The organism is Kribbella soli, assembly GCF_004331345.1.
Taxonomy (GTDB): Bacteria; Actinomycetota; Actinomycetes; order Propionibacteriales; family Kribbellaceae; genus Kribbella; species Kribbella soli.
In genome coordinates this window covers 523,623-547,195 of the sequence record NZ_SJJZ01000002.1, presented here as the reverse complement: position 1 = coordinate 547,195, position 23,573 = coordinate 523,623, and the positions used below count along the sequence as shown (strand labels likewise).

Sequence of the window (23,573 nt, the reverse complement as noted above, 5' to 3'; positions counted from 1 at the left end):
TCACGCCTCGCTTAGGCGCGCCTCCGTTCTGTTGTGTCGGGGACAATGCCTTACGACCGTGTCGGAGATCGTGGCAAAACGCAACAATCGTGGTTTCGGCCACACTCGGTAAGGTGCGGTCATGCGTTTCGGGATAGCGATTCTGCCGGAGTACCGCTGGCAGGACGCCGCGCCGCGGTGGCGGCGAGCAGAGGAGTACGGGTTCGACCATGCGTGGACGTACGACCACCTGACCTGGAGCGGTCTCCAGGACTCACCGTGGTACGGGACGACGCCGACGCTGACGGCGGCCGCACTGGTCACGTCGACGATCAAGCTCGGCACGTTCGTCACCTCGCCGAACTTCCGGCACCCGCTGGCGCTGACCCGCGACATCCTCGCGATCGACGACGTGTCCGACGGCCGGTTCCTGTGCGGGATCGGCGCCGGCGGCAGCCTGGACGCGACGATCCAGGGCGGGCCGGACCTGACGCCGCGGCACAAGCAGGACCGCTATCAGGAGTTCGTGCAGCTCCTCGACACCCTGCTCACCACGGACGGCGTCGACTTCAAGGGCGAGTACTTCGAGACGCGCAACGCCCGTACGCTGCCTGGTTGCGTCCAGCAACCACGCGTCCCGTTCATCCTGGCCGGCAACGGGCCGCGTTCGCTCAGGTTCGCTGCCAGGCATGGCGATGGCTGGATGACGACCGGGGGAGCGGGTGACGACCTGGACAGCTGGTTCGCGTCGGTCGCCGACCTCAGCCACCGCCTCGACGACCTCCTTGAGGGCCGCCACCTGGACCGGTACCTGTCCCTCGACTCCCGGGTCTACGCGCTGTCCAGCCCGGCCGCCTTCGAGGACTCCGTCGGCCGCGCCGCAGCCCTCGGCTTCACCGACGTCATCACCCACTGGCCCCGCACCGAGGGCGTGTACGCCGGCTCGGAGACCGTCCTCGAGCAGATCGCGACCGACGTCGTACCGCGGCTGCGCTGGGCAGCTCGAGGCACAGACCGAGTATGTGATGCTTGAGCGCCGGCACAGGCCATCACAGACAGGGCAGTCACATCCAGTGCTGCACCGATTGCAGCAGCCAGGGGACAACGTCGCTACTCACCCAGCGAATCACCGCCGCGAGGACTGCGCCGAGCGCGGTCTTGAGCAGCAGTTTGCCGACGAACTGCAGTCGGCTGACTGGTGACCTTGCGTGACGAGGAGTACCGTCACATCGAACCACCCGACGTCGGCGTGACGACAGTCTGCCTGGTCTCGAGCGTGTGGAGCGGGCGTTTGACTTGCGCCGCCTACAATAGACCACGGTGTTCTTCCCTCCAGGGGAGTCGCCAAAATGGAGTGCCCAGCCTCCGGTTGCCAAGCCAAGGTGGTTGGGCACTTCCTTATTTGCAATAAGGCATGTTTCATCGGCTCTCCGATAATCAAATATTGAGAGCGTGGCAGCACCGTAGGTCAGCAGGAGTGAGAACGACCTGCACCCACGGATATTCAATTATTGATCCTGTCCGTCAGATCTCCTTCCTCGCGATTCACCGCCGATCGATTCTACGCCACCAGGAGAGTTCTTATCACCCCCACGAGATCCTTTCCCCGGGCCAGCGCGCCGTTCAGGAGGGCATCGACTTCATCGCGGAGACCGGCTTGGGTCAGGGCGGCGCAGAACTCGGCGAGCTCCTCGCTGGACAGCTCGCCGCCGAGATGCCAGAGGGCGGCCACCCGATCGGTCGGCGAAGCGCTGAGGAGGCTGCCGATCAGATGGCGGTGCCTGCCCCGGCTGGCAGCGTGGACAACGTCCGGCACCGGCCGGTTGTCGTTGCGCCGGTACCCCCGCGCTGCTGGCGCGGTGTCGGCGGGGCCGTTGCGCCGGTCCCCCCTGCGAACCGGCGGAGGGGCCGCCGCGACCGGATCACGCGCTGGCCATCCTCGCGCGGCGGCTTCAAGTAGTCGCAAATCGCCTACGCTGTAAGGAAGCTTGGTCACGCCGCGCAGACTCTGACGGGCGAGAGCCAGATCGTACAGCTTCAGGATTACGCCTGTCGGCGGGATCCTGCGAGCGTGGAGATAATGCGAGATTGCGGCAGTCGAGTACTGGAGATGCTTGCCAAGGGCACGCATGTTGATCGGCTCGCTGGCGGCGTACAGGACACGCAGCGCGAGCGCTAGATCACACTGCTCCCGTGTCGCCTCCGCCGCGTATGACGCTGAGATTTCTCCTCGGAGTGCCACTATCCTCCCTCTGTCGGTTGTGGGCTGAGTCACCCACGAGAGCATCGTAGACCCTCCCGGGGACAAAATGCCTGGACGGCGCAGAAAGTGTGGCTACAGATTTGTAGTCAAGAATTTAATTACTTAGCTGAGTGTTTACGCCAGGTCCATGTTTACAGTCTCTTGCGCCGGTCGGGTGCAGTCTTCTATTCTCCTGAAGTGAACTATCAGATGGGCGTGCCGATCGGGGTGCGGCCGGTGATTGGCTAGTGGAGGATCGATGGTCTTGCCGTCGTGGCAGGACGATTCGCTGGGTACGATGAAGCGGGTCGCGTTGTGGCTAATCCAGGTGGTCGGCGAGGGAAACGACTTCACCAAGGAGTCGTTGCGAGACGCCTTTCCTGGTGTGTCGCAGGTCGACCGCCGACTTCGCGACTTGCGCGACTTCGGCTGGCGGATCGACACGAGCAGGGAGGATGTGGCGCTTGGCACGCACCAACAGCGCTTCGTTACGCTGGGTGTCCCGGTGTGGGAGCCTGGAAGGGCTGGCCAGCGTTCGAAGGGCCCCGCCGCGATCGGTGCGGGGCGGCGTCGGCAGGTGCTCTCGGCTGACAGGCACATGTGCCGATCGTGCGGTATCACTCCGGGCGATACGTACGCCGGCACCTACGAGACCGCTCAGCTGGACATTGCGCGGCGCAAGGTGGTGAAGCCGGACGGTAGCGTGGACATCGAGTTGGTGACGGAGTGCAATCGCTGCCGGGTGGGTGGCCGGGATCTTGAGGCGAGTCTCCCGGCGGTCGTCGCGGGCGTGACCGCCTTGAGCTCGGCCGAGCGCCGGGTTCTGGCCGGATGGATGGAGGCCGATGCCCGGGAGTTCAGCAGGCTCGAGCGGGTGTGGAGTGAGTACCGGACGCTGCCTGCGGAATCGCGGGAGGTCGTTCGGGCTGAGTTGGATCTGGATTAGGCGCAGCTGTGAGAAGCTGCGCTGATGCGTGATGAGGAGCAGGGATAACACGTGACTAAGGACTACGGCCGACCAGCCAACGCGGACGAGAACCGCGCACTTGTGAAGAGCCGGCTTGACGAGCTCGTCGACGGCAACGGCCCACGCGAGACGCTGACGGTCGACTGGCGCGGGACACCTAAGCATCTGGATGTCATCCAGATGCCAGTCGGCAACCTGCACTTCAACCCGGCGACGCATCGGGTCCGCGCTCAGCGAAGCTACGACGCTCACCGCGACGAGCTGCTTGAGGTGGATCCGTGGAGTTCAGGGAGCCAGGCGTACCTCGACAGTCTGCTGAAGGCGCAGCCCTCAGATCCCTCGCGGAGGGATCCAGAGTTCAACGAGTTGGCCGAGAGCCTGAGTGAGTATGGTCAGAGCGAACCCGGGCTCGTGACGCACGACGGTGTCCTGGTGAACGGCAATACTCGCCGCGCAGCGCTGCTGGAGATTCATGGCCCGAACCATCCGATGCGCGTTGCCGTTCTCCCAGCCTCGTGCGACTGGCAGGACATCGCGGACATCGAGTTGTCGCTGCAGCTGCGGAAGGAGCATCGCCGGGACTACTCGTACATCAACCGCCTCCTAGCTGTTCAGGAGCTGGTTGATGCCGGCGCGCCGCTCGCGACGATCGCGGCTACGTTCCGGACGACCGCAGCTCGGTGCAGGCAAGATCAGTGGGTCCTGTCATGCATCGAAGCGATGATCGCAAGGAGCGATGTGGATGGCGCGCGTTTGTCACTCATCTCGTTCGAGGAACACCAGGAGAAGCTGCGAGAGCTGCACCGCGCCTACGAGAAGCTCCAGGCCACAAACCCTGAGAAGGCGGAGCTGCTGCTCGAGAGCCGGATGACCGCGATCATCCTCGGCTTCTCGAAGACTGATGTTCGGCTCATCGAGCCGGGATTTGAGAACCAGTACCTGTCGGCTGTGTTACCTGCCGACGGCGCACCCAAGGCCGCCGGCGGCGGAGTGGTGATCCCTGGGCTCGGCCGGTCGGTAAAGCAAGAGTCAAGATCATTGGTGAAGGCGAAGGCGCTTACTGATGCGGCACTCCGGGCCCGCATGGTGACAAGCGGGGTACCAGATGCCGTGCAGAGTGACAGTGGTCCAGACTTGGCCAAGTTGAGGTCAGCCATGGACTCAGCAATCGAGCGCGCGGGCCGCGATAGCCGAGTCAGGAAGCGGAAACAAGCAGCACCGAAGCGCTTGCTGGATGCCACCGCGGACGTCAATGAGTGTGTTACCGATCTAGCTCAGTCGCGTGCGACGCAGAGCCTCGATGAGGAGGCGTTCGATGATGCGTTGCTGGATCTTCGCAAGAGCCTCGAGGCGTTGGCCCGTGAGACACGCAAGACTGTGAAGGATCCGGGTGACGGTGCGTCGTGGTTGCTCGAGGAGTTCGGAAAGGGATTCTGAGTGGAGCCAGGTCCTAATGCCGGGCTCGTGATCGGGTTTGACCTCACCCGCACGCAGGCATTGCTTCGGTGTGTGCCGGCGTATCGAGAGCCGCTCGGCCGCCTGATGGCGAGATTCCCGGCTGGCCGGATGGTGGACCAGCTGGCCGCTTCCATCCCGATCGATGGGTTCGTCGCCGGAATCGCCGCGCTCGCCGAGTGGCCGGATCCCGAGCACGTGCTCTGGGAGCCTGACTTCGAGGTTCTCATCGTAGACCTGCTGGATTCGGCCGATGACGTCGACAAGCTGCTGAGCGGTGCGCCTCCGGACCAAGTGATCAATCCCGCCGACGTACGCGGCATGCTTGGCGTGGATTGGACGGGCGATCTGACCAAGTTCCAGGAACGTGATGTGGCGCGCCTACTGTCGATGAAGCATGGCGCGAACTTCAGCGTTCCGGGCGCGGGCAAGACCAGAGTGTCGCTAGCGGTCTTCGCAGCCCTCCGCGAGCAGCGGCGCGTGTCCCGCATGCTGGTGGTCAGCCCGAAATCGGCGTACGAGGCCTGGGCTGAGGAGTCCCAGGTGTGCTTCGGCGAACCGCCGTCGGTACAGATCCTCGAGAAGCGGCCGGCCGCCAACGCCGACATCGTTCTTGTGAACTACGAACGTCTCGACCGGTCTCTCGGTGTGCTGTCTGACTGGTTGAAGGCCGAGCCCTCGATCCTTGTGCTTGACGAGGCGCACCGGATGAAGCTCGGGGGAGCGGGTGTCTACGGGGCTGCCTGCATCGCGCTTGGTCCGCTCAGCCGGGTAAGGATGATTCTCAGCGGCACGCCGGCTCCGAACGGCGCGAAAGATCTCGAAAACCTCCTTTCGTTCGTCTGGCCGGGGTTTGGGCGGCGAGTCGTCACGCAGGCTGTCGGCGGCGGCAACCTCGCGTATGCCAGCTCGGTATTGCGGCCGCTGTATACGCGCACGACCAAACATGAGCTCGGACTTCCTCCCGTGCAGACTCGCATCCGCATGCTTCCGATGCCGCCGTTGCATCGAGAGATCTATGACGCGCTCATTGGTACGATGTCGCCTCGGGCGGAGGCAGAGAGCAAGGATTTCGAGGCGCTCGGTCGCGCAGTTCTGCGGCTTCTCATGGCCGCCACGAGTCCGGCGCTCCTCGTGGAGGGCTCGAGCGCGTACGAGCCACTGTCGTTCCAGGTGCCGCCGCTCGACATCCCGGAAGGCGGTCCCCTCTGGCCACTGTTCCGCCGGCTACCTCAGTATGAGGTCCCGCCGAAGTACCAGGAGACGGTCTCGATCGTGGCTGCGAATGCCAAGGCCGGCCGGAAGACTCTGGTCTGGGCGAGTTTCGTGCGCAGCATCGCTACTTTGCAGACGCTCTTGAGTCCGTTCCAGCCGGCTGTGGTCCACGGCGGTACGGCAGACCGTGAAGAGGAGCTTCGACGATTCCGGGAGGACCCAGACTGCGCTGTACTCGTCTCGAACCCGGCAACACTAGGCGAAGGCATCAGCCTGCACCACGTGTGTCACGACGCTGTGTTCGTGGACCGTGACTTTCAAGCCGGCCGCTACCTCCAGAGCCTCGATCGAATCCATCGCCTCGGGCTCGCTGCTGGTACCAAGACCAACATCACAGTGCTCATCTCCGAGGGAACGGTTGACGTGATCGTCGCCGACCGGCTGGCTAAGAAGCTGACCTTCATGGGCGAGATCCTGGACGATCCGTCCGTCAAGAAGCTGGCTGACCCCGAGGAGGAGCCAGCCCTGTTCGCGGCTGGCATGGACCAGGATGACATCCATGCACTGCTTGCTCACCTCTCGGGGGCGGCGAATCGTCAGGAGCTGCTCTAGTCTCTGTTCGTGAAGCGATCAAGATGCTGCACTGATGGTGAGGATTTCGCAGCGTCGCATGCCGGCGGTCGTCATACGGCTGGCGATCGGGAGCAGGCCTTGTCGAGCTTGTGCCGATACCCGATCCGGTGGACGGCTCCAGCGCGAGAAACAAGCCGGCCTTGAGGGCCGGGACGACCATCGTCATGGCGAAGGCCGGTCCGGGCTTCTGCGCGACGGCGTACCGCGGTTGCGGTGAGACGGCGAAAGGGCCGCACACCTGGTGGTGTGCGACCCTCTCGTCAGTGTGCTGGAAGGGCGATCAGGAACCGATCGCGCGGATGTTCTCCGCCTGCAGACCCTTCTGGCCCTGGGTGATCTCGAACTCCACGCGCTGGTTCTCGTCCAGCGAACGGAAGCCCGACATCTGGATGGCGGAGTAGTGCGCGAACACGTCCGCGCCACCGTCATCCGGGGTGATGAAGCCGAAGCCCTTGTCAGCGTTGAACCACTTGACAGTACCGACAGCCATTTGTCTATCTCCTCGATGGCTATTAACAATCCGCGACCCACACCTCATGAGCCGCGCGTCGCCGAAAGGCCCCAGACGACAGACCGGCCATGCAGCACAGCAAAAGTCAGGGAGTCCAAAACTGCAACGCCATAACTGTAGCCGTTCTGCGGGCTGATGGTAGGGGTGACCACAAACACGTGTCGCTGACTGTCGCAGGTCGCTACCCTCCGTGCACCCCTGATTCTGGGCCGCACAGGGGCTGTCCGGAACCGGAAATCCCGCGCCGACCTGCTGTTTCGCGGCCGGAGGTGGGGACGCGACGTTGGCAACGAAGGACAATGGCCCGGTACGCCGGGTGATGGGCGCATGATTCTGATCGGAGTTCCCGGCGTGTCGCGCGGCTCTGGACAGTGCGTCTCCGGGCGCGGCAAACAACAGCGAGGAGGCAACAGTGATCGTCAGCGTGACCCGTAGCGGCGGCTTCGCCGGGCTGACCAAGCAGGGCGAGCTCGACACCAGCAGCCAGCCGGACGCCGACCGGCTGGAGGCCGCGGTCCGGGAGCTGGGAGCCAAGGACCTGGGTACCGGCCGGCCGCAGCCGGACCGGTACGTGTATCGGCTGGAGGTGCGTGACGCCGCCGACGCCACGGCCGCGGACGCCACGCACCACACGGTCGCCGAGCAGGACGTGGACGCGACCACGGCCTGGCTGCTGGACCGCATCCTCAGTTAGCGATCCTCAGTTAGCGCCAGTCGATCTCCGGTGCCCGGTAGAAGTTGACGCCGAGCACCTCCCACCGCGGCCCCTGCTCGGCCAGCCGGTCGCGGTACGTCGCCCAGTCGAGCGCGGACTCCGGCGACCACCCGAGCTCGGCGATGCCCGGCAGCCGCGGGAACACCATGAACTCGACCTTCTCCAGGTCGTCGAGCGTCTCCGTCCACAACGGCGCCTCGACGCCGTCGATCGCACTCGCCGGCACGTTCGGGACCAGCGTGGCCGGGTTCCAGCTGTAGGACTGCTCCACGCTGACCAGCCCGGCCCATTGCAGGCCGAGCGGCGTTTCCTCGTGGTACTTCATGTCCAGGTACGCCCGGTTCGCGGGGGAGAGGACCAGCGTCGCGCCCTGCTCCACCGCCTTCTGCGCCAGCACCTGAGCCTTGGCGTCCTCGGTGCCCCAGTACTGCACGACAGTGCCGGCAGGCAGCGGCCCGTCGGCGATCTCGTGCCACCCCATCACCCGCTTGCCGTGCTTCACGACCAGCTCGGCGGCCTTGGGTACGAAGGCGAGGTACTCCGAGTGAGGTGTTGAGTGGGCCTCGTCCCCACCGAGGTGCAGGAGCTCACCGGGCGTCTGCTCGGCCACCTCCCGGAACACGTCGTCGAGGAACTCGTACGTCACGTCCTTGTCGATGGCGAACGAGCTGAAACCGACCTCGGTCTCGGTGTAGAGCTCCGGCGCCTGGTCACCCTTGTTCAGCTCGGGGTACGACGCCAGCGCCGCATTGGTGTGTCCTGGGGTGTCGATCTCCGGTACGACGGTGATGTAGTGCTCCGCGGCGTACTGCACGAGGTCGGCGTAGTCGGCCTTCGTGTACGAGCCGCCCGTACCGCCGCCGACCTGCAGGCTGCCGCCGTACTCCGTGAGGCGCGGCCAGGAGTCCACCTGGATCCGCCAGCCCTGGTCGTCGGACAGGTGCAGGTGCAGCCGGTTGATCTTGTAGAGCGACACCAGGTCGATGAAGTGCTTCACCTGCTCGACGGTGAAGAAGTGCCGCGACACGTCGAGCATCACGCCGCGGTAGCCGTAGCGCGGGGAGTCGGAGATCCTCGTACCGGCGATCTCCCACGGACCCTCCTGCTCGGTGTCGGCCTCGGCCTTGGCGGGGAGGAGTTGCCGGAGGGTGGTGACGCCGCGGAACAGTCCCTCGGCGGTTGCCGCGGTGACGGTGACGCCGGACGCGTCGGCGCGGAGGTCGTAGCCCTCGGCACCCAACGACTCCGGGCCGCTCGTGGACAGCGTGATCGTGCCGGTGCCTTGCTGGACCGGCAGCGCGAAGCCGGTCGACCGGCGGAGCTGCGCGGCGAAGCGGTCGGCGATCGCCTGGGCCGGGTCTTGAGCAGAGGAGTCGTCGAGGCCGATGGTGGCGTCGGATGGCAGCGTGAACGTCTCGTCGGGGAGCGCCTGCTGCGCCGTGGGCTGCGGAATCATGATCGAAAGTGTTCGCGGCTCCCGGCATTACGTCAAGAGGCTTCAATACCGCCTGGCAGCCTCGATCGCCTGTGCCACGTAGCCCCCGCCGAACAGCACGACATGCACCAGCAACGGATGCAGCTGGTGCAGCCCGATCCGCTCCCGCCACCCGTCTCTCAGCGAGTGCGCCTCGTCGTACGCGCGCAGCACCCGATCCAGCCGGGGTAGCCCGAAGAGCGCGAGCATGGCGAGGTCCGTTTCCCGGTGACCGCCGTGCGCGGCCGGATCGATCAGGTGTACGCCGTCCGGCGTCCAGAGCACGTTGCCGGACCACAGGTCGCCGTGGATCCGGCACGGCTCGTCGGACGGGTCGTCGTACTCACCTGCCTCGAGGCGAGTGCAGACGCGCCCGATGACGTCCAGGTGGATGCCCTGGTCGTAGGCGGCCCGCAGGTACGGCCGGAGGCGCAGGTTCGCGTAGAACTCACCCCACGACCTCACTGGCTCCAGCGCGTGTGGCAACGGGATGGTGCCGATGTAGCCGTCTCCACTCCACCCGTCCGGCGATACGCCGAAGTAGCGGGCTCCGGCGTCATGCGTGACAGCCAACCGCCGGCCGAAGTCCTCGGCGGCAGACTCGGTCGGCGGAGACATGTCCAACCTGGTCGTCGTCAGTTGAGTGGGGGAGACATGGAGCGGCTCAGCGACCGGTACTCCGCCAGGAACGTCCAGCCAGCGCAGACCGGCCGCCTCGACCTCGAAATACCCCGTCGGCGCGTCATGCCGCCTCTTCACAAACCTGTCGTCGAGGGCGGTCATGTTCGCACTCTGCCAGCCGGACCGGGCGGCGGGCCAGCACCGGCTCGCTCAACGTCAGGAGGGTCGCGACAGCCAGCACCAGACCGCCGACGAGGGCCACACTGCGCACGGTCGTGTTGTCGATCAGCAGTCCGCCGATGAACGCGCCTGCTGCGATGCCGGCGTTGTAGGCCGAGTTCATCCCGGCTGAGGCAAGCTCTGTGCGCATCGGCGCGATCTGGAGTGTCCTGGCCTGCAGGGCGACGGCCATGGCGCTGTAGGCCAGGCCGGTCACCGCGATGAGCGCGACTGTGGGCACCTGCCACCGCCCGAATGCGGCGAGCCCGAAGAGGAAGGTGGTGAGGAGCGCAAGCGCCAGAACCAGTGTGCGCCAGGGGTTCCGGTCGAGGGCCCGCCCGACGGTCACAGCGCCCACCACACCGCCGAGCCCGCTGGCCAGCAGTATCGGTCCGAGCGCATTGCTGCCGAAGCCACTGATGTCCAGCAGGAACGGCGTGACGTAGGTGTTGAACGTCATGAAGCCGGTCACCCCGATGGCCGCCGTGGCGACCACTGCGACATACCGACGCACATCAGGTGTGCTGCCGCGGCGGGAGACGCCGCCCTGAGGCTCTGTTCGCGGCAACAGCGTCATAGCGCCGGCAAACATCGCGGCACCCAGAGCAGCCATCACCAGGAAGGGGATTCGCCAACTCGTGTGCTCGCCCAGCAAGGTGCCGAGCGGTACGCCGAGAACCGACGCCAGTGCGGCGCCGATCGAGATGCGGCTCACCGCCCGGCCGTGGAACTCCGGTGAGACCAGACTGGTCGCGATCGACGGAGCGATCGACCAGAACAGCGCCTGCGACAGCGCCGTGACCAGTCTGGCCCCGAACAGCACCTCGTACGTCGGTGCGGCGGCAGCCAGCAGATTCGCGATCGTGACGACCGCGAGGGTCCCACTGAGGACAGATCGGCGCGGCCATCGGCGCGTGAGCCGGGTCAGCGGGATGGACATCAGGACGACGATGACGGCGTACCCGCTGACCAGCAGGCCGATCTGTGAGCGGGACCGGTGCAGGTCGTCGGCCATCACGGTCAGCAGGCCGATCGGCAGTACTTCGATGGTCACGTACGAGAACGTGCCGACCGAGAGCATCAGGAGCGCTAGGGAGGTCCGGCGGGTCGACATGGACATGTTCTCACCTGTGATTCCAGTAAAAGGGCTTATGGTGGTAGCATCTCACTCATGACCGACAGCCGCAATGCCGAGCTCCGTATCGTGGGTGGACACCCTGCCCTCGACCTGGTGAACACGGTCACCCCGCGGCTCCGAGGCGGTGCGGTGGAGCACGACTACCTGACGTCGCCCGCCGAGCTCGTCGCCTGGGCCCGCCGGATCGAGTTGATCGATCTGCGCGACTACAGCGCCGTCGAAGGCACCTGGCGCTCGTCGCCGGAGCTGGCCACGAAGGCTCTCAACGCGACGCTGGAGATCCGCGAGGCGGCGTACGACGTCTTCGCACCGCAGGCGGCCGGCGCCGTGGTTGCGGCCGACGGCGTCAAGCACAGCGAGGGTTCCGCGTTCGAGCGGCTGATGCTGCGCTGGTCGGCCGCGGCCGCGCGTTCGATGCTGATTCCGGCTGCGGGCCGGGAGCGCGGCATCGCGGAACTGGTGGTCGGTACGTCGCCGGCACAGTTGATCCCCGATCGGCTGGTGGTCGCGGCGGTCGAGTTGGTGCGGACCGTCGAGCTGCGCCAGTTGCGGGCCTGTCCGGTCGACGACGGAGGCTGCGGATGGCTGTTCCTCGACCGCAGCCGGAACGGTTCGCGGCGGTGGTGCGCGATGGAGGACTGCGGGACGCGGGCGAAGATCCGCAAGCTCGGTGAGCGCCGGCGTGCTACCGGCGTACAGCAGCCTGAGGGGTAGCGCGCTCGAACCTTCACTGTCAGCGACCGGCTCACTGGCCGAGAACGCGTGTCGAAAGGTGCGAATTGTCCCCGCGACCTGTCATCGTAGGCGGCCGGGCCTTCCGACAAGAGGGCCTTGGCCGGACCTGCCCCTGACGAGGAGCAGGCTGACGAATCAGATTGTGGAGGACAGATGACGCAGGTGGCAGAGCAGCCGGGCAGTACTGCCGGGCGGCTCGGCTCGGTGGTTCTGGATTGCCCGGACCCACTCGAGCTCGCCCAGTTCTACTCGGCGCTGCTGGGGCTGGAGATCGACGAGAACGGTGACGAGGACTGGCGGAGCCTGACCGGCCCGGGGTCGTCGATGGGGTTCTCGACGCTGGCCTTCCGGCGCTCGGAGGAGTACGTGCCGGACACGTGGCCCGGCACCGACGCGCAGGATCTCCACCTCGACCTCATCGTCGAGGATCTCTCCAGCGGTCACGCGACCGTGGTCGCCCTCGGGGCCGAGCCGCTCGATCCGCTGGACCCGCCGCCCGCGGACAACGCGCGCGGCTGGCGGATCTACGCCGACCCCGCGGGGCACCCGTTCCGGATCTGCCTCGAGTGAGTCACCGAAGAGCCCGCCCCTCGCCGGGGCGGGCTCTTCGCATGCCCGGGGGACGTCTCAGGCGCCGGCGAACGGGAAGTGCCGGCCCTCGACGTACCGCGGCCGCGGCTGGTAGCTGTTCACCCCAGGCTCGCCGCGCAGGTGGAACGCGCTCGGGTACGGCGACTCCGGGTCGGTGATCCTCGTCGACGTCGGGATGTAGCGGATGGTCAGCCCGCAGCGCCGATGCGGGGACGTGTTCGCGCTGCTGCCGTGCACGATGTTCGGGTGGTGCACCTCGACATCGCCCGGTGCGAGCACCATGTCGACGGCCTGCGCCTCGTCGACCTCGACCGCGATCTCCTTGCCGAGCACGCTCTCCACGTCGGTGTTGTCCCGCATCCCGGCGACCTCGGCGCGGTGACTTCCCGGGATCACCCGGACGCATCCGTTCTCCGGTGTCGAGTGGTCGACGGCCAGCCAGAGCGTCACCACCTCCATCGGGTCGAGCGGCCAGAACGCGGCGTCCTGATGCCAGAGCACCGGCTGCCCGGAGTACGGCGGCTTGGAGATGTAGTGCGACGCGAACAGCGCGATGTCCGGCCCGACGAACTTCTCGGCGATGTCGACGAGCCGGTCGTCGCTCACCAGCCGGACCCAGAACGGGTCGTCACGCAGGTAGATGTGCCCGAGCTGCTCGGGCCGGACCTCGGGATGCCGGGCCTGCAGCCACTCGACATGATCGTTCACTTCCTTGATCAGGTCTTGGTCGATGACGTCACGGAAGATGACATAGCCGTCGGTTTCGAACATGCTCCTAGCGTCCGGGTTTGGCGTGCCCGGGGACTAGCAGCGGTACGACGAGAATTTGTACTGTCTTGATGTGGATCAGATCCTGCGCTTCGAGGCGCACGCGTTCGGCCGGCCGTACCACGCGGCGCGGGTGCGGATCCCGGCCCGTGCCCGCGACACCGAACTGCACACCCACGCGGACTTTCACGAGTTCATGGGAGTCGTGTCCGGCAGCGGCGAGCACCTGCTGACCAAGGGCGTCGCGCCGCTGCGGGCCGGCGACGTCGTCCTGGTCCGGCCGAGCGACCGGCATGCGGTCCGCGGCGCGGCACCGGACGGCCTCGAGTTCGTCAACGTGGCGTTTCCGAGCTCGATCTGGCAAGGCTTCCTGGACCTGACCCGCACGGCGACCTGGTCGTCCCGGGGCCCGATCAGCTTCCATCAGCCCGCCGCGGTACCGATCTTCGAGCATGCCCTCGACCGCTTCCAGGACGTGCCGACCGCCTACGACCTGCTGCGCTTCTGGATCGACCTCCTCGACCTACTGACGCCAGGCGACCCCGGCGGCTCCGGCGTACCGGACTGGCTGGCCAAGGCGTGTACGTCGATGCGCGCCGAGGAGAACCTCCGCGGCGGCGTACCGCGCCTGCTCGAACTCGCCGGCGTCAGCGCCGCGCACCTGTCCCGCTCGATGCGCGCGGCGTACGGCGTCACGCCGACGGCCTTCGTCACCGACCTCCGCCTGGAGCACGCCGCATCCTTGCTGGCAGCAACCAACACCACGATCGCCACCGTCGCGACCCGCTGCGGCTTCACCAGCCAGTCCTACTTCACCCGCTGCTTCACCACGGCCCACGACCTCACCCCGAGCGAGTTCCGCCACCGCTCCCAACGCGCGTTCGTCCCCTGACAACCGGCCGGCTTGACAGCCGGGACACAACAATCAGGGTCAACTGTGATGTCTCAGGACTTGGTGACAGTTCTGCATCAGGACATCGGTAACGGTTGATGTCTCAGGACTTCGGTGACGGTCGCGGCTTGTCGGTGCTTGGTCCGGGTGGTTTGGCGTTGCCGACGCAGGCGATGCCGGGTGCGGGGCGCCTGTGCTCGATGAGGATTTCGCCTTCGAGGTCGGTGACGGTGATCTTGTCGCCGGTCTTGTTGCCGTTGGTGATGACGAGGACCTGCTGGAAGCGGTGCTGGGCGCCGACCATGTATTGGAGCTTGTTCAGGTAGAGCACGCCGGCGCTGGTCAGCTTCTTGACGACGGTGTCGGGTGGCAGATCGGCTGGTAGTGGTGCGAGCCTCGGCCGGTGGGCGCGGGGGTGCTGGATGCGGGAGCGGGCGATCTGCTCACGGATGGGGCGGGGAGCCTCGGTCTTCGCGGTGGCCTGCCAGGCAGTCAGGGGTGTGACGCGACCAGGCAGTCCTTGGTGGGGCCGCTGGGTGTTGTAGATGTGGTCGAAGGCGTCGACCTGGGCCTGCAGCTGGGCCAGATCGGCGGCCAGTGGCTGCTTGTCGAGGTAGCGGAACAGGGTCTGGTGGAAGCGTTCGTTCTTGCCCTGGGTGGTCGGCTTGTACGGCTTGCCGGTGATCGGCTCGACGCCCAAGGCCATCAGGTGGACGACGAGCTGGCCCAGGAGGCCGCGCCGCGGCGGGTTGAGCGCGGACCCGTTGTCGGACAGCAGCCGTTGGGGCACGCCGTGGGCGGCCACGGCCTTGTCGAACACGACGATCGCTGCTTCGGAGGTCTCGCCCCACGCGACGTGCGAAGCGACCGCGTGGCGGGAGTGGTCGTCGATGAGCTGGAAGATCACGCATCTGCGCCGCGGGTGAGTACGTACTCGGTGGCGTCGAGTTGCCAGCAGGCGTTCGGAGCCGGATACACGAACCGGCGCCACGCCGCCTCGGCTTCTTCCTCGGTTCCAGCCGCGCCACGCCGGCCTCGCGGAAGATCCTGGCCAGCGACGCGATCGAGGGCACCACCTCCAGGCCCATCGCGTGCATCTTGTCGTGCACGCTGATCGGGCCGCAGTCCAGCCCGGACTGCTCGAGTGCAGCCCGGACCCCGATCGCCTGCCGCCTGACCTCATCGGCCAACTTCGACGGGCTCGACTTCGGCCGCCGCGATTTCGGCTCCAACGCCGCCGCGGGCCCATCGACGAGACTGCGCCGCCGGATCTCGTAGAACGTCTTGCGCGAAATGCCGTGCTCAGCACAGAACGTCGTCACCGCCCCGCGGGGCGCATCAGACGGCCACTGCGTGATCGCGAGACGGACACGAGGATCGATGGGTTCATTGGCAGCCACCGCCCGAGCCTCGGGACGGAAGTGTCACCACCAAGAACCCCTGCAGTGTCACCGATGTCCTGATGCAGAACCGTCACCTATGTCCTGCGACATAACACAATCAGGGTCAACCTGATTTGGCGGAATCGAACAGAGGTTCTAATATAAGAACCATGCGAGCAGGTGTTGGAACCGGGGCAGGCGGCGACCATCGGGTCACCGCTGACGCCGGCTCGCGCACCGATGCAGCCCCTCACCATGGCGTCGCGTGTGGTCAGTGCAGATGCGACGCTGAGCCGCTGGACGATGACTACGTCCCAGACGACCTGTACCACCTGACTGGTTCCGGGTTCCCGGATGATGCGCGCTTCGTCTCTGAGGAAGACCAGTTGGACGCCGAGCTGGATGAGTTGCTGGGCCGGAACCGCTACTCGCGGGTGGATGAGTTCGAGTGGCAGGAGTGGGACGGGCTAGAGCAGGACGAGGCGGAGCGGGAGATGTTGCGCCGGGAGGCGCCCGCGTGGGTGTTGTTGGCGCCCGGTGGTGCGCTCGCGGCCGCGTTGGAGGTAACGCGGCCGGGGGCGATGTCGCCGATGGCGCTGGTGGAGTTGATGAGGGCCGCGGACCGGCTGATCGGCTGGGGGGAGGCGATCAAGGCCAGTGCGATGGCGTCGTTCGTCCGGCAACGCCGTGCCGAGCATCGCGAGTCGCCCCGCCCGACGCAGATCGATTCCAGGGGCCGCCCGATCGACCCCGAGCGGTCCTGGTACGCCGAGATCGGGCTGGCGCTCGGGTTGTCGCCGGATACCGTCGGGCGGCGGGTCGAAACGGCGTTGCGTCTGACCTCGACGCTGTCAGCGACCCATACGGCGTTGCGGTGTGGTGCGCTGACGTGGGGCAAGGCTCTGGCCATCTCCGAAGCCACCGGCGACCTGCCGGAGGACGCGGCACGAGCTGTGGAGACGCATGTGCTGAAACGCGCCGCCAAGCAGACCCATCGGAACCTGCTGGAGTCGTTGCGCCGCCAGGTCGCCAAACACACCGCCGCTCGCGCGGCGGAGGATCACCGTGCCGCCGCGGCCGAGCGCACCTGCAAGATCGTCCCCCTGGCCAACGGCATGGCAGGGCTGTGGATCGTCCACACCGCCGACAAGATCCAGCAGATGTGGGTCACCATCCAAGCCATCGCCGCCCTCGCCAAACGCGACGCCCCCACCACCGACCCCACTGCCGACGCAGCTGGGTCCACGGCCGGCCCCACCACCGAGGGCGACACTGCCGGGGAGACGGCGCCGACAGCCAACGACACGGGGCCACCGACAGACAACGCCACCGGCACGGCCGCCAGTTCGGGTGCGGGAGCGGACAAGGACGCCCGTACCGCCGAACAGCGCCGCGCCGACGCGACCGCCGACCTGTTCGAGCACATCCTCCGCAACGGCCTGGACTGGCTCGGCCGCCGGCTGCCCGACCAGCACCGCCGCCGCCCGCACATCGAGGTCATCGTCCCCGCCTCCACCCTGCTCGGCATGGATGACGACCCGGCCGAACTCACCGGCTACGGACCCATCCCCGCCGAGATGGCCCGCCGCGTCGCCGCCGACGGCACCTGGCGCAGGCTCCTCACCGACCCTGCCAACGGCGCCGTGGTCGAGGCATCCACCACCCGGCACAATCCTGGTGCACTCGTCACCGAAACGCTCCTGGCCCGCCACCCCGTCTGCGCCTGGCCCGGCTGCAACCGCACCTCCCGCGAATGCGACCGCGACCACCTCACCCCATTCGCCCAAACCGGCCGTACGAACCTGTCCGGAATGGCCCCGTACTGCGAGTATCACCACGTCATCAAAGACACTTCCGCCTGGGGCTGGCACACCACCAGCCACCCCGACGGCTCCATCACCCTGACGACCCCGACCGGCCACCGCTACAGGACAATCCCACCCGCCCGCGGTCCCATCACCCGACAAGCCGACCCTGCACCCTTCTGAGCACCACCAGCGTCGGTTGGCGCAAGACTCACGTACGCACACGTCCTGATCAGACCGTTGCGAGATATTCCGCGGCGTCGGTCTGCTTGAACCATTGCGCCCATCCACGTACGTCGGCGTTGAATCGGGAGTCGGTCAGCGAAAGGTCCGCGCCGTTCTCCACCAGGAACCGGAGAGTGTTGAGGGAACCTGTTCCGGCCGCGAGGTGGGCTGCGGTGACACTGTCCGCCGTAGCCTCGTTCACGGCGAAGCCCAGATCCGCGAGTTGCGGGATGACCTCCCAGCGCTGCGCGGCGGCCGCCTCGGCGAGCAGTGCGGGGCGGTCGGCCGGTGTGAGGTCACCCGCAAGGGCAGCCGCGAACGGGTCTTCGGCGTGCGCACCGCGGTAGAAATCGCGGACGGTGCCCACCTCGGCGCCGTGGTGGATCAGTTCGTCGAGGATGTGCAGCGCGAACGAGGTGCCGTCGTTGTCGGCGTACGGGCCCGCGATCTCGCCCATCGGCCGGTCGAGGTCCTCCTGGTTGAGCGCGGCGAGGCGCCGACGCCAGATCTCGTACGCGTGATCCAGCGCCTCAAGAGCGGCCTCGGCAGACCCCGGAACCGCGGGCGCATCGTCCGTGGCAACAGGTTCGTGCCCGAACCAGGTCGCCGTACGCTCGGCCTGCAACAGGTCGGCGATGTGTGTGATCCGCCAGGCCAGAGTGGTGAACGGCGGGGGACCGGGCGGTATCCAGGCCCAGTCGGCGGCGTACCCGTTGTCGGCCTTGTGAACCGACCAGCAGCCGTCGAACGGCTCCCAGAAGTACTCCGCGTCGGTCAAACCTTCGACCCGGTCCCGCAGTCGTTGCCAAGCGAAGTCCGACAGGTCCAGCAGGTTCTGCGTGAGCGTCGTCATGTGATCACCGTAGGACGACCTGCGGACAGGGTCGGTCCGCAGGTCGAGGCAGAATGGACCCACGATGGATACCGCGGCCCGGCTGCTCCGTTTGCTGTCCTTGCTGCACTCGCGCCCTCAATGGGACGGCGCCGAGCTGGCCGCAAGGCTCGAGATCACGCCTCGGACCGTACGGCGGGACGTCACCAGGCTGCGGTCTCTCGGCTACCCGATCGACGCGGAGGCGGGGATCGGCGGTGGCTATCGCCTCGGCCCCGGTGGACGCCTGCCGCCGCTGCTGCTCGAGGATTCCGAGGCTGTGGCGATCGCGGTCGGCCTGCGCGTCGCGACGAGCACGACGGTGACCGGAGTCGAGCAGGCGGCGATCTCCGCGCTCGCGAAACTCCATCAGGTACTGCCCGTGCGGCTGCGCGAGCAGGTCGCCGCGATCGGCGCGCACACCACTCAGCTGCCACAGGGCGAGCTGCCGCCGGTGGACGGCGACGTGCTGGTCGTCCTGGCGGCCGGCTGCCGGCATGTCGAAGGGATCCGGTTCCGCTATCGCACCCACGACGGCAGCGAGTCCGAACGCAGCGTCGAGCCTCTGCAGATCGTGCACACCGGCCGCCGCTGGTACCTCGTCGCCCGCGACCGCGACCGGCAGGCGTGGCGAACCTTCCGGGTCGACCGCATCGAGCAGCCGGTGCTCACCGGCTCCCGGTACACCTTCGACGACCCGCCGGACCCGGTCGCACTCGTTGCCGAGGGCACCGGAGTGACGCCGTGGGACATCGTCGCCCGGATTCGTGTCCAAGCGGCCGCCGAGACCGTGACCAAGGTGATTCCGCCAGGCCAAGGCGTGGTCGAACCGATTGACGCGGCGAGCTGCGAGATCCGTTTCGCCGCCAACGACCTGGGTCCGCTCGTCGGACAGGTGACCCGTATCCGGTGGCCGTTCGAGATCCTCGATCCACCCGAGCTGCGCGCCGCCGTACACGACCTGGCCCGCCGCCTCCTCGACTCCTAACTGTCGGCCAAGGCCTTGCGGATGCGTTTCTCGGAGACCGGGTACGGCGTGCCGAGGGTCTGGGCGAACAGGCTGATGCGGAGTTCCTCGAGCATCCAGCGGACCTCGAGCAGTCCGGGGCTCGGGTACTTGCCCGTCGGCACCGCTCGGAGCCTCTTGCGGTACTCGTCGGTCAGCATGTCGACGACAGCCATGCCGGAGCGGTCGCGCGCGGCGTTGGCGCTGAGCTTGTCCAGGCGCTGCTCCATACCGCGCAGGTACCGCACCAGGTCGGGCAGCCGCTTCGCGCCGGTCTCGGTGATGAACCCCGGATGCACCAGGCCTTCGAGCTGGCCGCGGACATCCGACAGGGCCGCGAGCAACGCCGGGCTGGCCGCGCGGGAGATCTGCTTGTCCACGGTCCGCGCATGCCCGAGCACCTGCTCGACCTGCTGCAGGATCGTCAGCACGGTGTCCGCGAGATCCGACCGTACGGCGTCCCGCAGGATCGAGAACGCGGTCAGGTTCCACGCCGGCCCACCCGCCGCTGCCATCAGCTGATCGACAGCCGCCGCGATCGCATCATCGAGCAGCTCGCCGACGTTGCGATGCGGACCTGCCATCAACGTCATCTTCTGCTGATTGGTCAGATTCCGCTGTACGACGTCGATCACCGACGGCATCGTCAGCAGCAGAAGCCGCCGCGTCCCCGCCCACATCGCGGCGGCCTGGTCGCGCTCGGTCTCCTGCAAGCGGATCGCGACGCTCTTGCCGTCGTCGACGAGCGCCGGGTAGCCCGCGACTGTCAGCCCGTTGCGGTGCTCGGAGAAGCTGCGGGGGAGATCCCCGAACGTCCAGTCGGTCAGCCCGGACCTCTCCAGCCCGCTGACCGCCTTCGACGCGACCTGCGAGATCGCGGCCTTCGTCTTCGGCTTCAGCTTCTCCTTCAGCTTGGCGAGGTCCTTGCCCTCGGCCACGGTCTTGCGCTTGTCGTCCTCGACCCGGAACGTCATCCGCAGGTGCTCGGGCACCCGCGTCCAGTCCCAGTCCTCCGGCTCGATCACCACGCCGCGCAACTCCTGCAGGGCGCGCGCCATCGCGTCGGTCAGCGGCCCGGACGCCGGGTCGAGCTCGGGGAGGATCTGCCGCGCGTGGTCCGGCGCCGGCACGATGTTCCGCCGTACCGCCTTCGGAAGCGACTTGATCAGCGTCGTGACCAGCTCCTCGCGGAACCCGGGAACGCTCCACTCGAAGCCGTCCGCGGTCACCTGGTTCAGGACGAGCAGCGGAATGTGGACGGTCACGCCGTCGGCGTCCGTGCCGGGCTCGAAGGCGTAGGTCAGGTCGAACGTCATTCCGTTCTGCGTCCAGCGCAGCGGGAACTCATCCTCCTTGACGTCCGCGCCCTCGCGGACCACCAGCGAACGCTCGAAGTCGAGCAGGTCGGCGTCGCGCTGCCGTGCCGTCTTCCACCAGGTGTCGAAGTGCCGGCCGGTGACCACCTCGGGGCCGAGACGCTCGTCGTAGAACGCGAACAGCGTCTCGTCGTCGACCAGCAGATCGCGCCGCCGGGTCCGCTCCTCGAGCTCCTCGACCTCTTCGATCAGCTTGCGGTTCTCGTGGAAGAACTTGTGGTGGGTGTCCCAGTCGCCCTCGACCAGCGCGTGCCGGATGAACAGCTCGCGCGACACCTCCGGGTCGACCTTCCCGTAGTTCACCTTGCGCCGGGCAACGATCGGTACGCCGTACAGCGTGACCTTCTCGTACGCCATCACGGCGCCGGCCTTGCGTTCCCAGTGCGGTTCGGAGTACGAGCGCTTGATCAGGTGTGGGGCGAGATCCTCGGCCCACTCCGGCTCGATCTTCGCGTTCACCCGCGCCCACAGCTTCGACGTCTCGACCAGCTCGGCGGCCATCACGAACTGCGGCGGCTTCTTGAACAGCCCGGAGCCGGGGAAGATCGCGAACTTGGTGCCGCGCGCGCCGAGGTACTGGTGCTGGTTCGCGGGGTCCTTCATCCCGAGGTGGCTGAGCAGACCGGACATCAGCGCGATGTGCACACTCTGCGGGTCGGCCGGCTCGCCGCTGTTGAGTTTCACGCCGATCTGGGTGGCGACCTGGCGGAGCTGCGCGAAGATGTCCTGCCACTCGCGGACCCGGAGATAGTTCAGGTACTCGCTGCGGCACATCCGGCGGAACTGGTTGCCGGACAGCTCCTTCTGCTGCTTCTTCAGGTAGCCCCAGAGGTTCAGGTACCCGAGGAAGTCGCTGTTCGGGTCGCGGAACCGGGCATGCGCCTGCTGGGCCTGCGCCTCGGCGTCGGTCGGGCGTTCGCGCGGGTCCTGGATCGAGAGCGCGGCCGCGATCACCATGACCTCGCGGACACAGGCGTGCTTGTCGGCCTCGACGATCATCCGGGCCAGCCGCGGGTCGAGCGGGATCTGCGCGAGCTGCCGGCCGATCGGGGTCAGCCGGCCGCCCTTCGGGGTGTCGATCGCCCCGAGCTCGGTGAGCAGTTGCAGGCCGTCGGTGATGCTGCGCTTGTCGGGTTCGTCGATGAACGGGAACGCGGCGATGTCGCCGAGCCCGATCGCGGTCATCTGCAGGATGACGGAGGCGAGGTTGGTGCGCAGGATCTCCGGGTCCGTGAACTCCGGCCGGTTGGTGAAGTCCTCCTCGGAGTACAGCCGGATGCAGATGCCGTCGCTGGTCCGGCCGCTGCGGCCCTTGCGCTGGTTCGCGCTGGCCTGCGACACCGGTTCGATCGGCAGGTGCTGGACCTTGGTGCGGTGGCTGTAGCGCGAGATGCGCGCCGTACCGGGGTCGATCACGTACTTGATACCGGGGACGGTCAGCGAGGTCTCGGCGACGTTCGTGGCGAGCACGATCCGGCGGTTCGAGTGCGCCTGGAAGACCCGGTGCTGCTCCGCGTTGGACAGCCTGGCGTACAGGGGGAGGATCTCGGTCGTACGGCGTTCGTCGCGGAACTTGTCGTTGAGCGCGTCGGCGGTGTCGCGGATCTCGCGCTCGCCGGACAGGAAGACCAGTACGTCGCCGTCCGCCTCGTACTCGAGCTCGTCGACGGCGTCCAGGATCGCCTGGGTCTGGTCGCGGTCGATCGTGCGCGGGTCCTCGGGATCGTTGACCGGGCGGTACCGCACCTCGACCGGGTAGGTCCGGCCGGACACCTCGACGATCGGCGCCGGGGTGCCGTCGGCGGCCGCGAAGTGCGCGGCGAACCGCTCCGGGTCGATGGTCGCCGAGGTGATGATCACCTTGAGGTCCGGGCGGCGGGGGAGGAGACGCCTGAGGTAGCCGAGGATGAAGTCGATGTTCAGGCTGCGCTCGTGCGCCTCGTCGATGATGAGCGTGTCGTACCGCGTCAGGTCGCGGTCGCGCTGCAGCTCGTTCAGCAGGATGCCGTCGGTCATCAGCTTGACCAGCGAACGCTCACTGACCTTGTCGGTGAACCGTACGGCGAAACCGATCGTCTCACCGAGCTCGGTGCCGAGCTCCTCGGCGATCCGCTCCGCGACCGTGCGGGCGGCGAGCCGTCGGGGCTGGGTGTGGCCGATCATGCCGTGCACGCCGCGGCCGAGCTCGAGGCAGATCTTCGGGATCTGGGTGGTCTTCCCTGACCCGGTCTCACCCGCGACGACCACGACCTGGTGGTCCCGGATCGCGGCGGCGATCTCGTCCTTGAGCTGGCTGACCGGCAGCTCTTCCGGGTAGGTGATCTCGGGTACGGCGTTGCGCCGTACGTCGACCCGCCGCTCGGCCTGTTCGACGGCCCCGGCCACGCTCTGCAGTTCGGCGGCGCGCTTGCGAGCGTCCGTCGTACGGCGAACCCGCTCGAGCCGGCGCCCAAGGTGGTCCCGGTCGTACGCCGTCAGATCGTCCAGCCGCGCCAGCACGTCGGCAAGGTTCAGCTCGCCGTCGGGGCGCTCCGCACCGCCCGGGGCGGCGTCGGTTGCGGCTCCGGGGGCGGCGGCTTGCCGTCCCTTTCCGCCGCGCCGACGGCGCCGGCGATTGGCCGGGTCCTGCGAGGGGGCTGGGGATGGACTCGTGGACTCGGTCCGGGCATCAGGCATAACCACACCAGTTTAGGCGCCCTACCCCAGCACCTCACCTGGATTACGGGACCGCCAGGCCATCACAATCGACCCGC

Annotated in this window: 18 protein-coding genes and 1 pseudogene; 10 read left to right on the top strand and 9 right to left on the bottom strand. The window is 67.3% G+C overall.

Translation table 11 applies throughout. The features are described from left to right. Positions 1-121: 121 nt before the first annotated feature. Positions 122-1,012 (top strand): LLM class flavin-dependent oxidoreductase, encoded by an 891-nt coding sequence (locus tag E0H45_RS16810; RefSeq protein WP_131338290.1) that lies wholly within the window; start codon positions 122-124, stop codon positions 1,010-1,012. Positions 1,013-1,540: 528 nt separating this feature from the next. Here E0H45_RS16810 and E0H45_RS16805 read toward each other — a convergent pair. Continuing rightward, the gene (locus E0H45_RS16805; protein ID WP_131338288.1) at positions 1,541-2,266 is read right to left on the bottom strand and encodes a hypothetical protein; all 726 of its coding nucleotides are present in this window, start codon (positions 2,264-2,266) and stop codon (positions 1,541-1,543) included. Positions 2,267-2,480: 214 nt separating this feature from the next. On the opposite strand from E0H45_RS16805, the gene E0H45_RS16800 reads away from it, so the two are divergent. From E0H45_RS16800 to E0H45_RS16790, 3 genes are read left to right on the top strand one after another with little or no spacing between them, the layout of a single operon-like run. Further along, the gene (locus E0H45_RS16800; RefSeq protein WP_165546489.1) at positions 2,481-3,167 is read left to right on the top strand and encodes a hypothetical protein; all 687 of its coding nucleotides are present in this window, start codon (positions 2,481-2,483) and stop codon (positions 3,165-3,167) included. A 51-nt stretch (positions 3,168-3,218) separates the two neighbouring features. Then, positions 3,219-4,625 carry a transcriptional regulator gene (locus E0H45_RS16795; protein ID WP_131338286.1) on the top strand — a complete coding sequence of 469 codons (1,407 nt, stop codon included), beginning with the start codon at positions 3,219-3,221 and terminating at the stop codon, positions 4,623-4,625. 27 nt (positions 4,626-4,652) lie between these two features. Further along, positions 4,653-6,470, top strand: coding sequence for an SNF2-related protein (locus tag E0H45_RS16790; protein WP_238155052.1), 1,818 nt, complete (start codon positions 4,653-4,655; stop codon positions 6,468-6,470). Between the two features lie 301 nt (positions 6,471-6,771). Here the strand turns inward: E0H45_RS16790 and E0H45_RS16785 are convergent, their stop codons facing one another. Next, positions 6,772-6,981, bottom strand: coding sequence for a cold-shock protein (locus tag E0H45_RS16785; protein WP_130385526.1), 210 nt, complete (start codon positions 6,979-6,981; stop codon positions 6,772-6,774). A gap of 433 nt (positions 6,982-7,414) precedes the next feature. On the opposite strand from E0H45_RS16785, the gene E0H45_RS16780 reads away from it, so the two are divergent. Continuing rightward, positions 7,415-7,696, top strand: a complete 282-nt coding sequence (locus tag E0H45_RS16780) for a protealysin inhibitor emfourin (protein WP_131338284.1) — start codon at positions 7,415-7,417, stop codon at positions 7,694-7,696. 10 nt (positions 7,697-7,706) lie between these two features. On the opposite strand, the gene E0H45_RS16775 is transcribed toward E0H45_RS16780, so the two are convergent. From E0H45_RS16775 to E0H45_RS16765, 3 genes are read right to left on the bottom strand one after another with little or no spacing between them, the layout of a single operon-like run. Beyond that, positions 7,707-9,173, bottom strand: coding sequence for a beta-N-acetylhexosaminidase (locus E0H45_RS16775; RefSeq protein ID WP_131338282.1), 1,467 nt, complete (start codon positions 9,171-9,173; stop codon positions 7,707-7,709). Positions 9,174-9,215: 42 nt separating this feature from the next. After that, entirely contained in the window at positions 9,216-9,974 is a 759-nt protein-coding gene (locus E0H45_RS16770; RefSeq protein WP_131338280.1) for a fructosamine kinase family protein, read from the bottom strand. Then, positions 9,934-11,151, bottom strand: a complete 1,218-nt coding sequence (locus tag E0H45_RS16765; protein WP_131338278.1) for an MFS transporter — start codon at positions 11,149-11,151, stop codon at positions 9,934-9,936. Before E0H45_RS16765 ends, E0H45_RS16770 begins: the two co-directional genes overlap by 41 nt. Before the next feature lie 51 nt (positions 11,152-11,202). Between E0H45_RS16765 and E0H45_RS16760 the strand changes: the two genes are divergently transcribed. Further along, positions 11,203-11,883: a CGNR zinc finger domain-containing protein gene (locus E0H45_RS16760; RefSeq protein ID WP_131338276.1), complete on the top strand. Its 681-nt coding sequence runs from the start codon at positions 11,203-11,205 to the stop codon at positions 11,881-11,883. Positions 11,884-12,057: 174 nt separating this feature from the next. Next, positions 12,058-12,474 (top strand): VOC family protein, encoded by a 417-nt coding sequence (locus E0H45_RS16755; protein ID WP_131338274.1) that lies wholly within the window; start codon positions 12,058-12,060, stop codon positions 12,472-12,474. A gap of 57 nt (positions 12,475-12,531) precedes the next feature. Here E0H45_RS16755 and E0H45_RS16750 read toward each other — a convergent pair whose 3' ends face one another. Further along, entirely contained in the window at positions 12,532-13,266 is a 735-nt protein-coding gene (locus tag E0H45_RS16750) for a phytanoyl-CoA dioxygenase family protein (protein WP_131338272.1), read from the bottom strand. Between the two features lie 70 nt (positions 13,267-13,336). Between E0H45_RS16750 and E0H45_RS16745 the strand changes: the two genes are divergently transcribed. Then, on the top strand, positions 13,337-14,155 hold the full coding sequence (locus tag E0H45_RS16745; RefSeq protein ID WP_131338270.1) for a helix-turn-helix transcriptional regulator: 819 nt from the start codon (positions 13,337-13,339) through the stop codon (positions 14,153-14,155). 463 nt (positions 14,156-14,618) lie between these two features. Here the strand turns inward: E0H45_RS16745 and E0H45_RS16740 are convergent. Beyond that, positions 14,619-15,555: pseudogene (locus E0H45_RS16740) on the bottom strand (integrase core domain-containing protein); the annotation flags it as partial. Positions 15,556-15,923: 368 nt separating this feature from the next. Here E0H45_RS16740 and E0H45_RS16735 point away from each other — a divergent pair. Then, a complete protein-coding gene (locus tag E0H45_RS16735) occupies positions 15,924-17,525 on the top strand; it encodes an HNH endonuclease signature motif containing protein (protein WP_165546488.1) in 1,602 nt (533 codons plus the stop codon). A 49-nt stretch (positions 17,526-17,574) separates the two neighbouring features. Here E0H45_RS16735 and E0H45_RS16730 read toward each other — a convergent pair whose 3' ends face one another. After that, complete coding sequence (locus E0H45_RS16730; protein WP_131338266.1) at positions 17,575-18,420, bottom strand: DinB family protein; 846 nt, start codon at positions 18,418-18,420, stop codon at positions 17,575-17,577. A gap of 64 nt (positions 18,421-18,484) precedes the next feature. Here E0H45_RS16730 and E0H45_RS16725 point away from each other — a divergent pair, with 64 nt between their 5' ends. After that, positions 18,485-19,426, top strand: a complete 942-nt coding sequence (locus E0H45_RS16725) for a helix-turn-helix transcriptional regulator (RefSeq protein WP_131338264.1) — start codon at positions 18,485-18,487, stop codon at positions 19,424-19,426. On the opposite strand, the gene hrpA is transcribed toward E0H45_RS16725, so the two are convergent. Next, the gene (gene hrpA / locus E0H45_RS16720; RefSeq protein WP_131338262.1) at positions 19,423-23,496 is read right to left on the bottom strand and encodes an ATP-dependent RNA helicase HrpA; all 4,074 of its coding nucleotides are present in this window, start codon (positions 23,494-23,496) and stop codon (positions 19,423-19,425) included. The genes E0H45_RS16725 and hrpA overlap by 4 nt on opposite strands. Between the last annotated feature and the right edge of the window lie 77 nt (positions 23,497-23,573).